This is a genomic window from Enterococcus sp. FR204, from assembly GCF_031143325.1.
GTDB lineage: Bacteria > Bacillota > Bacilli > Lactobacillales > Enterococcaceae > Enterococcus_B > Enterococcus_B faecium.
This window is the reverse complement of record NZ_JAKZIW010000061.1, coordinates 1-10199: the sequence shown is the minus strand read 5'-3', so window position 1 is coordinate 10199 and position 10199 is coordinate 1. Positions and strand designations below refer to the sequence as shown.

The following is a 10199-nucleotide window of genomic DNA, read 5'->3' as shown; positions in this document are numbered from 1 at the left end:
ATCGTCTCCTATAGAATAAATTTATAAGTAACAATATACCAATCATAAATCTATTTGCTAGGAGGAATTTACATGGAAGAGAAAAATTTAACGGTCATCGGAAGCTATAGTACGAGGGAAGAAGCATTATCAGTAATTGAACGGTTGCGTAACGAAGGGTATGAACGAGATGATATCGTTATTTATACTACTGATGAAGCAGCATCTAGACTAGGATTTGACGGATTGTCTGGTATAGATGTTGAAACAGATGAAAATCGGATGGATGGTGAAGAAGACCGTTCTTTATGGGAAAAAATAAAAGATACTTTTTCTTTTGATACCTATGATTCTGAGACGGCTACACCAGAAAATGATCCTTTATATCAATATAGAGGAGATATTTCTGATGGAAAATTTGTCATCACAGTAAAAGGCTATCGTCAGCCAGAAACAACAGAAGATACAATGGATACACAAGATACTGTTAGCCCAGCAAGCACAATGGGGACTGGATTAGAAACTGGCACTGGAACAGATCCAATGGACGTAGGTGGCACGACAGGCTTTCAAAATACAACGGATCCATTGAATATGACACCAGGAACTGATCCGATGGACGTACCTGGCGAGACTGATACAATGGGTACAAGCAAGACTGAAGACATCGATCGCAAACCAAATCTAGATGATGATACAATTCAACTAAAAGAAGAAAAATTAGATGTAAATACACATGATGTGACAACTGGAGAAGTCGACATCCACAAACATGTGGTCAACGATACTGAAACGGTAGAAGTACCGGTCAAACGTGAAGAAATCGTCATCGAACGCAAACCAGTAACAGATCAATCTTCACAGGGAACAGACGAAAACTTGGAAGATGACACGATTACTATCCCAATCAAAGAAGAGCAAGTAGATGTAAGCAAACATACAGTTGTTCGTGAAGAAGTTGGGATTCATAAAGAAGAACATGAAGATGTTGAAAAAGTGACAGAAGATGTTAGCCGAGAAGAATTGGATATTGACACAAGCGGTGATGTACACATTGAAGACCGCAATAAAAAATCGTAAGCGTAAGCTAAAGAGGTTGTGACAGAAGTGGTCAGCTTAAAGAAATTTCGGCTTATTTCCGAAGAAGCTACTTCTGGAACACCGTTTATTCGCAACAAAAAAGGGCTGTGACAAGATTTTTGTCACAGCCCTTTTTTAGGGATAAGCATTATTTTTTAGGCTTCAACGGCAATTGGACTTTAAAATCGACTCCTTGTGGAAGATAATTGGATACAGAAATTTGTCCATGATGCTGTTCGATTACCTGTTTTGCAATTGCCAAGCCAAGCCCGTATCCGCCAGTCTCTTTCGCCCTAGATTGATCTTCCCGATAAAATCGATCAAAAATCCTTGCTTGATCTTCTTCACTGATAGAAGGGCCAGTATTCTTTACGTGAATCAGCCATTCTTTATGGTTAACAGATGAGTCCAAAATGATCTTATCTTCTGGATTCGTATATTTTAATGCATTATCCAGCAAAATAACCAAAACTTGATGGATTTTTTTTTCGTCAATTGGTACTTCTAATGTTGCATCGTTATGGAGAATAAACTCTTTTCCATCTATGGTGGCCATCTCTTGAAATGGTTTAACAAGTTGTTCGATATATTCTTGTGTATTGATCATTTGCTTTGAAAGCAGCTGCTGATCAGAATCATTCCGAGCGATTGTCAGCAAATCCGAAGTCAATCCAGTGAGGCGCCTCGTCTCTGACAATGCTTGAGCGATGCTTTCGGATTCTTCAATAATAGTATGATTAGGCTTGGTAAAAAGATGTTCCAAACTATTTTGAATAATCGTTAACGGTGTGCGCAATTCATGAGAAGCATTCTCAACAAATTCTTTTTGTCTTCTCCAAGAAAGAATAATAGGGCGCATGCTTAGACTAGACAAGTAATAACTGATACCAATAGAGAGAATCCAAAAAACAATCATACACAAAATCATAATCGTGCGAAAAGTCGCTAATGAATTCTTAATTTGATTTGTATTTTCTAAAATTTGGATGTAGGCAACGCCATCTTGATTCGTCTCCGCTTTTTTCGTAATCGAACGGAAAGAGAGGGAAGATGAGCCACTGTCTTCATTTAATTCAATATTTTGGATGGTATTCAGATTTTTCGTATCCATTTTTAATTCTTTGATTTGGTTGAAACGCCCACCAATAGCTGCTTTATTCAATATCTCACCATTTTTAGACCACAAGATCACTTGAGTGTTAAAACGGTCATTTGATGGTTCCATTAATGGCTGTTCCATGTTTGTTCTGTTTTGTTCCGTTTGAGTCGGGTTTAAAAAGGGATCGCCTTGCTGATATCTTTGTATCTCTAATTGTACTGTTCGAGAATCAAAATTTATTTTCTCTAATGACAGATCTGTTTCTCTGTATGCAGATTGGTTTAATATCTGTAAAGTAATGAATCCCAAAAGAAAAAAGATAAAAGCAAATGCTGCTACATTTGTCGCAAAAAAGCGACTACGTTGCTTTCGTGTAATATCTCCATTCATTGCATCACACCCTTTGCAGTATATAACCGACATTACGTAAGGTTTTGATTTCTTTATCCAATCCAGTACTTCGCAGATGTTTTCGTAAGTTGCTCATATAAACTTCAATAACTGTAATCGTCGTATCAGAATCAAATCCCCAGATCCGGTCAAATATCTGCTCTTTTGTCAAAATGATTCCCTTATTTTGTAAAAAATAAACGAGCAATTCAAACTCTTTTCCTTGTATGGGCAAAACTTGTTCTTTATACAAGACTTCATTGCTTTTTAAATCACAACTGATATCCTTATACTTCAGAACATTTTCATCAAAGAGACCTAGCGAGCGTTTCAATAATGCTTTCACGCGCATGATCAGTTCTTCTCGATAGAAAGGTTTTGTTAGATAATCATCTGCACCTCGTTCAAATCCTTCAATCTTATCTTCCAAACTATCTTTTGCAGTCAAAATCAATACTGGAGTCTGTATTTTTTCTTTCCGTATTTTTGCTAACACTTCATATCCATTCATTTCCGGCATCATCAAATCCAAGATTGCAAGATCATAAACTCCACTTTCCAACTCGAACAGTCCTTCACTACCATCATAAACTTGTGTTATCTCGCCGATTGCAGCGAGTATTTCTTTTATATTATTGGATAATACTTTATCGTCTTCTACTACTAATAGTTTAATCATTTTCCCACCTCATTGATTTGGTCACTTTAGTTTATCATGGAAAGCATAAATAAGGCTTAAATAAATTTTTTATGACTCATGTTAAGGTTTTATCGAAAGATGTCTTAGACAATTTATTGATAAGAAAAAAACAACACAAGTGACAAATTGTCACTTTAGAGTTACACTATTCAACAAGTGACATTTTGTCACTATCAATCTATCATAGGGAGGAAAAACAAATGTTTCTAGCTATCAAAGAAATTCGCTATTCTAAATTACGATATGGCTTGATCGTCGGTATTATGTTCTTGATTGCGTATGTCGTATTCATGTTGTCAGGACTAGCGAATGGACTTTCAGAAGAGTTTAAAAAAGCAATCGATGATTGGGACGCACAAGAGATTGTTTTGTCGGAGGATGCAAATCAAGTATTTGCAGCTTCACAATTAACAAGAGGAGATCTGAAATACATTGAAGGAGGAGAGAAAGCACCAATCGGATTGTACAGCGGAGCAATCAAAGGAAAAAACAAAGAAAATGTTACAGTTTTCGGCACAACGAAAGAAGCATTTTTATTACCAAAACTCACGAAAGGGCATGAATTTAAAACAAAGAATGAAATCATCATCTCTCAAAATCTGGCTGATTCAGGCTATAAAATTGGAGATACGATCAAAATTGGCAGTTACGACGATCCTTTGACGATTGTCGGTATCTTTCCTGAAACTTATTACACAGTTTCTCCCGTCATCTATGCGTCCCTAGATACGTGGACTGCTTTGAAGTATGGACAACAGCCGTTTGCTTCTGAAGAAGAACAGCCGATCAATGGGATCGTAATAAAGGATTCAGCTAAAATTTCGAAAGAAAAAGCATCGAAGGGTCTACAGTTATTAACTATTGGGACATTCATTGAAAGTATTCCTGGCTATTCTGCCCAAAATATGACCTTAAATGCGATGATATACTTTTTGTTCTTAGTGGTTGCTGCCGTGGTCGGTATTTTCATGTACGTGATGACACTTCAGAAGACTGCTATTTTTGGAGTAATGAAAGCACAAGGGATCAAAAATTTCTTCATCGCTAAATCTTTAGTAGCACAGTCCTTTATCGTTGGGGTGGTAGGCGTTCTGCTTGCTCTTTTGTTTGCTTATTTGACTAGTCTGATTTTACCAAGCGCGATGCCTTTTGCTGTTTTTTGGTCACAATTGTTTTTCTCCCTCAACCCTTTTCTTTCAATGAAACGCTCATTAATCGAAGGAATCAACTTCATAAATGAAACCAATTGGTATGAAAATTGGTGTGATTCCCTTTAGCGCCCTTCGTATAATAATTATCATATTAAAATAAATAAAATTATGTAACGCCTGTTTATTTTAATAATTTTCACTATTCACGTCAAAACAGAAAAAAATAAAAAGGAGGGGAAAAATGACGACCACAGGGAAGAAACTGAAAGTTATTTTCATGCTGATAATATTGAGTTTATCAAACTTTGTGCCATTATCTGCAATAGCAGACACTACAGATGATCCAACAGTTTTAGAAACAATTTCAGCTGAAGTCATTTCAGATCAGTCTGGAAAAAAAGCACTAAACATCAAGCTAAATGCGAATAACACCAGTGCTGAAAAGATAGAAAAAGAAATTGGTCTAGTCGAAAATTACTTAAGTGATGTGGAAAGAAAAGAAGGAGATGGCTATGCTTATCAGGTAAATAGCGGGAAAATTACGTTGGAAATCTCATCAAACACTAAACAAACTATCGATCTGAGTTTTCCAATCGATCCAGCACTTTACCACAGCCAGGCAAACAAGCTGATCGCCGATAATAAAGAATATGACATTATTGATGAGACAGAAAATAAGAAAGATACAGATGTGTCAGTACCAAAGGCAGACGAAATAGAAGAAGAATCATCAAAAGAAAACGAAAATTCTGTCAGCCCATTTACATTGCTTACATTATCCTTGCCAGCTGTGAGTGTGCCATCTAATCAAACGATTCCTACAGAATATACAACAGATGATCAGGGCACTTATCCTAAAGCCAGTTGGCAACCTACAGGAAATACAAATGTTCTTGATCATCAAGGCAATAAAAACGGAACAAATCAATGGGATGGTATAAATTCTTGGAATGGAGATCCTAATGATCGGACCCATTCGTATATCGAATATGGAGGAACGGGTAATCAAGCAGACTATGCGATACGAAAGTATGCAAAGGAAACAAGTACACCCGGATTGTTTGATGTTTATTTGAATGCTCGTGGAAATGTACAAAAAGATATCACGCCTCTTGATCTCGTATTGGTCGTAGACTGGTCAGGAAGTATGAACGACAATAATCGGATCGGTGAAGTAAAGATTGGTGTCGATCGTTTTGTCGATACTTTAGCAGATAGCGGTATCACAGACAAAATCAATATGGGATATGTCGGCTACTCAAGCGAAGGATATAGCTACAGTAACGGTGCAGTACAGATGGGTTCATTTGATTCAGTGAAAAATCAAGTAAAATCCATTACACCTTCACGGACAAATGGTGGTACTTTTACACAAAAAGCACTAAGAGATGCAGGAAACATGCTATCCGTTCCAAATGGACATAAAAAAGTGATCGTTTTGCTGACGGATGGTGTACCAACATTTTCCTATAAAGTACAGCGGGTACACGCACAATCAAGCAGCAATTATTACGGAACTCAGTTTTCTAATACGCAAGATCAGCCGGGAAATACTTCTCGAATCTCAAGAAGCTATTATGCACCTGACCAAAACAATCTATCCAGAAGAATCGACAGTACGTTTATCGCAACCATCGGAGAAGCGATGGCACTCAAAGAACGAGGAATCGAAATACATGGTCTTGGCATCCAACTTCAAAGCGATCCGGCAGCTGGTCTCTCAAAAGCAGAAGTAGAGTCTCGTATGCGACAAATGGTTTCATCAGATGAAAAAGGCGATCTTTACTATGAATCAGCTGATCATGCAACAGATATCTCTGAATACCTAGCCAAAAAAGCTGTACAGATCTCAGCAACTGTAAGCAATGGACAAATAAATGATCCAATCGCAGAACCATTCATTTATCAGCCTGGTACACTTTCAGTCAAGAGTGTGGGGACAAGTCCTACAACGTTCATTCCATCTATTTCCATAGAAGGAAATACCATCAAGAGCAATCAGATCTATTTAGGAAAAGACCAAGAAATCCAAATCCATTACCAAGTGAGAATCCAAACAGAAAATGAGGACTTCCATCCAAATTTCTGGTATCAAATGAACGGCAGGACAACTTTCCAGCCAAACATTGATACCAATGAATTAGCTGAATTCGGTATACCATCTGCTAAAGCTCCCGGAGTCAGTCTTCACATCAAAAAGTTATGGGAAGAATTTGACAACAATCTAGCTGATCGTCCAGATCAAGTTACTTTTGAGATTCAACGGGAACATACGACAAATGCTGCAGCTTGGAAAAACGGATATATTCGAATCATTAAACCAGCTAAAGATACAACAAATACGTGGGAACGTGCAGACATTGACAAATTATCTGCAAATAGCGGAGAAAGTTATCAAGAGATATTATCACTACCTCAATACAATAATCAAGGTCAAGCATTCAGTTACCAAACAATCAAAGAATTACCTGTACCAGGATACGATTCTCAACAAATAGATGCAATGACATGGAAAAATACTAAACAATTCACACCGTTAAACTTGAAAATAACGAAAAATTCCTCTACAGGTGAAAAGAATCTCATCGGTGCTGTCTTCAAATTAACAGGAGATTCTATTGATACTTTACTAACAGATCATGGCGACGGAACCTATTCTCTTCCGGAAAATATCAAATTGCAAAAAGAAATGACCTACACGCTGACAGAAACAAAAGCTCCAGAAGGGCATGAATTAAGCAAAAAGACTACTTGGGAAATCAAGATCGCTTCTGATGGTACGGTAACCATTGATGGAAAAACAGTCACTACTTCCGATGATACGATCCAGTTGACTATTGAAAATCCTTTTGTTGAAGTTCCTGTAGCAGTACGTAAGTATGCGATGCAAGGGACGGACAAAGAGATAAATCTTAAAGGGGCAGCATTTTCCCTACAGAAAAAAGAAGCAAATGGTACTTATCAGCCAATTGACAGCCAAACAACGAATGAAAAAGGTCTTGCCAGTTTTGATTCACTCACACCTGGTAAATATCGAGTCGTTGAAACAGCTGGTCCTGCCGGATATGATACTTCGCCGGGAAATTATGAATTCCAAATCGATAAATATGGAAAAATCATTTACACGGGAAAAAATACCGAGATGACAAATAATGTATGGACGCTCACTCATCAAAATCGACTAAAAGCGTTTGATCTAACGGTACACAAAAAAGAAGACAACGGACAGACATTAAAAGGAGCAAAATTCAGACTGCAAGGACCAGAAATGGACTTAGAATTGCCAAAAGATGGACAAGAAACAGATACCTTTCTATTCGAAAATTTAAAACCTGGAACTTATACGCTGACCGAAACTTTTACACCAGAAGGATACCAAGGTCTAAAAGAGCCAGTTACTATAGTTATACACGAAGATGGGTCAATTCAAGTGGATGGACAAGATCATGAATCTGTTCTGTCACCAGGAGCCAAAAACAACCAGATTTCTTTAGACATCACGAATCAGGCAAAAGTACCATTACCTGAAACGGGAGGAATTGGCCGTTTAGGAATCTATCTAGTAGGGATGATTGGTTGTGCGTTTTCTATTTGGTATCTTTTTTTGAAAAAAGAAAGAGGGGGCAGCTAAATATGAAAAAACTTGGTTGGCTTAGTGTGTGTCTCTTCTTGTTACTATTTAAACCAGCTTTTACTCAGGCAGCAACAGAAACAGAAACAGAAATGCTTCAGATTACTTTACACAAATTGCTTTTCCCAAACGGGCAACTGCCGAAAAATCATCCAAATGACGGACAAGAAAAAGCTATATTACAAACGTATCGAGGATTAAATGGTGTCACATTCCAAGTTTATGATGTCACAGATTCTTTTTACCATCTACGGGAAAAGGGCAAAACGGTAGAAGAAGCACAAACAGAGATCGCAAAAAACGGTGCGTCTTCCGGTACGTTTACCGCAGAAGCAACAACTACAACTCTTAACAACGAAGATGGTATCGCTTCTTTTTCTCTGGCCGCTAAAGATCAAGAAAAAAGAGATAAAGCGTATCTTTTCATTGAATCCAAAGCACCAGAAGTCGTCAAAGAAAAGGCAGAGAATATGGTAGTTGTTCTTCCTGTACATGGACAAAACAATCAAAAACTTTCAACTATCCATTTGTATCCTAAAAATGAAGAAAACGACTACCCTGATCCACCTTTTGAGAAGGTATTAGATGAGCCTAGAAATGATTTTACGATTGGTGACAAAATCACTTATTCCTTGCATACGACAATTCCTGTAAATATCCTTGACTATCAAAAGTTCGAATTGTCAGATAGTGCGGATGAAGCATTAACGTTTTTACCTAATAGTTTAACGATTTCATCGAATGGAGAAAAGCTGACAGAAGGCTTTGTCATACACAAGAAACCTCACGGATTTGATGTTTTATTTTCGACTCCTTCGTTGGAAAAATATGCTGGAAAAAAACTGACTATTTCTTATCAGATGCAGCTAAGCAATACAGCTCAGGCGAACAAGGAAATCAACAACAACGGAACACTGGATTTTGGTTTTGGTATAAGTACAAAGAAAGTCTCTGTATATACAGGGAGTAAGCAATTTGTCAAAATCGAGACAAATAAACCAGATAAACGATTAGCTGGCGCAGTATTCCTTATTAAAAACAAAGCAGGAAATTACCTCCAGCAAACAGCCAACGGATACAAGTGGACAAAGAATGAATCAGATGCGCTTCACCTGATTTCCGATAAAAATGGCGCTTTTTCAATTTCCGGGATGAAAACAGGAAGTTATCGATTAAAAGAGATCGAAGCACCTTCTGGTTATATTTTAAGTGAAACAGAAATTCCGTTTACCATTTCAACTTTTCTTTCTGAGGATAAAGAGGCGGACAGTATATTGAAAGTAGTCAATAAAAAAGAAAATAGCCGTCCATTTCTTCCAAAAACAAACGAAACGAAAAATACACTTTTAGGCGTTGTTGGTATGGTATTCGCAAGCTTTGCAATCTGGTTGTTTATCAAAAAAAGAACAGGAGTGAAAAAATGAAAAATCATAAAAAAATAAACGTTATGTTAGGAGTACTTTTCCTTATTTTACCATTACTCACAAACAGCTTCGGCGCAAAAAAAGTGTTTGCAGAGGAGACAGCAGCTCAAGTCATCCTTCATAAAAAGAAAATGACTGATTTACCCGATCCTTTAATCCAAAACAGCGGGAAAGAAATGAGCGAATTCGATCAATACCAAGGATTAGCCGATATTTCATTTTCAGTTTATAACGTCACTCAAGAATTTTATGCGCAACGAGATAAAGGAGCGTCCGTGGATGCAGCAAAACAAGCAGTCCAGTCTTTGACTCCTGGTACACCAGTTGCTTCAGGAACGACAGATGCTGATGGAAATGTCACTTTATCTTTACCTAAAAAACAAAATGGGAAAGATGCAGTCTACACGATCAAAGAAGAACCAAAAGACGGAGTGTCAGCTGCCGCAAACATGGTTTTAGCTTTCCCTGTATATGAGATGATCAAACAAGCAGATGGCTCTTATAAATACGGGACAGAAGAACTAGATACTATCCATCTCTACCCTAAAAATACAGTCGGTAATGATGGAACGTTGAAAGTTACAAAAATCGGTACTGCCGAAAACGAAGCACTAAATGGAGCAGAATTTATTATTTCCGCGAATTGTAAAATTAAGTTAGAAAAATAAAAAGGCATTTATGGTACACTCAAATTGTATTTCCGACGAAAGAAAACAAAGGAGTGTAACCATAAATGACCTACAAG

6 protein-coding genes and 1 pseudogene are annotated in these 10199 nt (G+C 37.4%); 5 read left to right on the top strand and 2 right to left on the bottom strand.

Annotated elements, in window-relative coordinates; translation table 11 throughout:
• Nucleotides 1-72 precede the first annotated feature (72 nt).
• Nucleotides 73-1059, top strand: coding sequence for a DUF2382 domain-containing protein (locus tag RG571_RS10990; RefSeq protein ID WP_002318678.1), 987 nt, complete (start codon nt 73-75; stop codon nt 1057-1059).
• 148 nt (nt 1060-1207) lie between these two features.
• On the opposite strand, the gene RG571_RS10985 is transcribed toward RG571_RS10990, so the two are convergent.
• Together RG571_RS10985 and RG571_RS10980 are read right to left on the bottom strand one after the other, a co-directional pair.
• Entirely contained in the window at nt 1208-2548 is a 1341-nt protein-coding gene (locus RG571_RS10985; RefSeq protein ID WP_131774428.1) for a cell wall metabolism sensor histidine kinase WalK, read from the bottom strand.
• A 4-nt stretch (nt 2549-2552) separates the two neighbouring features.
• On the bottom strand, nt 2553-3227 hold the full coding sequence (locus RG571_RS10980) for a response regulator transcription factor (RefSeq protein ID WP_002286063.1): 675 nt from the start codon (nt 3225-3227) through the stop codon (nt 2553-2555).
• Nucleotides 3228-3448: 221 nt separating this feature from the next.
• On the opposite strand from RG571_RS10980, the gene RG571_RS10975 reads away from it, so the two are divergent.
• The 4 genes and pseudogenes from RG571_RS10975 to RG571_RS10960 form a co-directional block, all read left to right on the top strand.
• The gene (locus tag RG571_RS10975) at nt 3449-4525 is read left to right on the top strand and encodes an ABC transporter permease (protein WP_308947809.1); all 1077 of its coding nucleotides are present in this window, start codon (nt 3449-3451) and stop codon (nt 4523-4525) included.
• 115 nt (nt 4526-4640) lie between these two features.
• The gene (locus RG571_RS10970; protein WP_308947808.1) at nt 4641-8030 is read left to right on the top strand and encodes a SpaA isopeptide-forming pilin-related protein; all 3390 of its coding nucleotides are present in this window, start codon (nt 4641-4643) and stop codon (nt 8028-8030) included.
• A gap of 2 nt (nt 8031-8032) precedes the next feature.
• Nucleotides 8033-9454, top strand: a complete 1422-nt coding sequence (locus RG571_RS10965) for a SpaH/EbpB family LPXTG-anchored major pilin (RefSeq protein ID WP_258430606.1) — start codon at nt 8033-8035, stop codon at nt 9452-9454.
• Nucleotides 9451-10092 (top strand): annotated as a pseudogene (locus RG571_RS10960) (pilin N-terminal domain-containing protein); the annotation flags it as partial. The gene RG571_RS10965 and the pseudogene RG571_RS10960, both read left to right, overlap by 4 nt.
• Nucleotides 10093-10199: the final 107 nt, after the last annotated feature.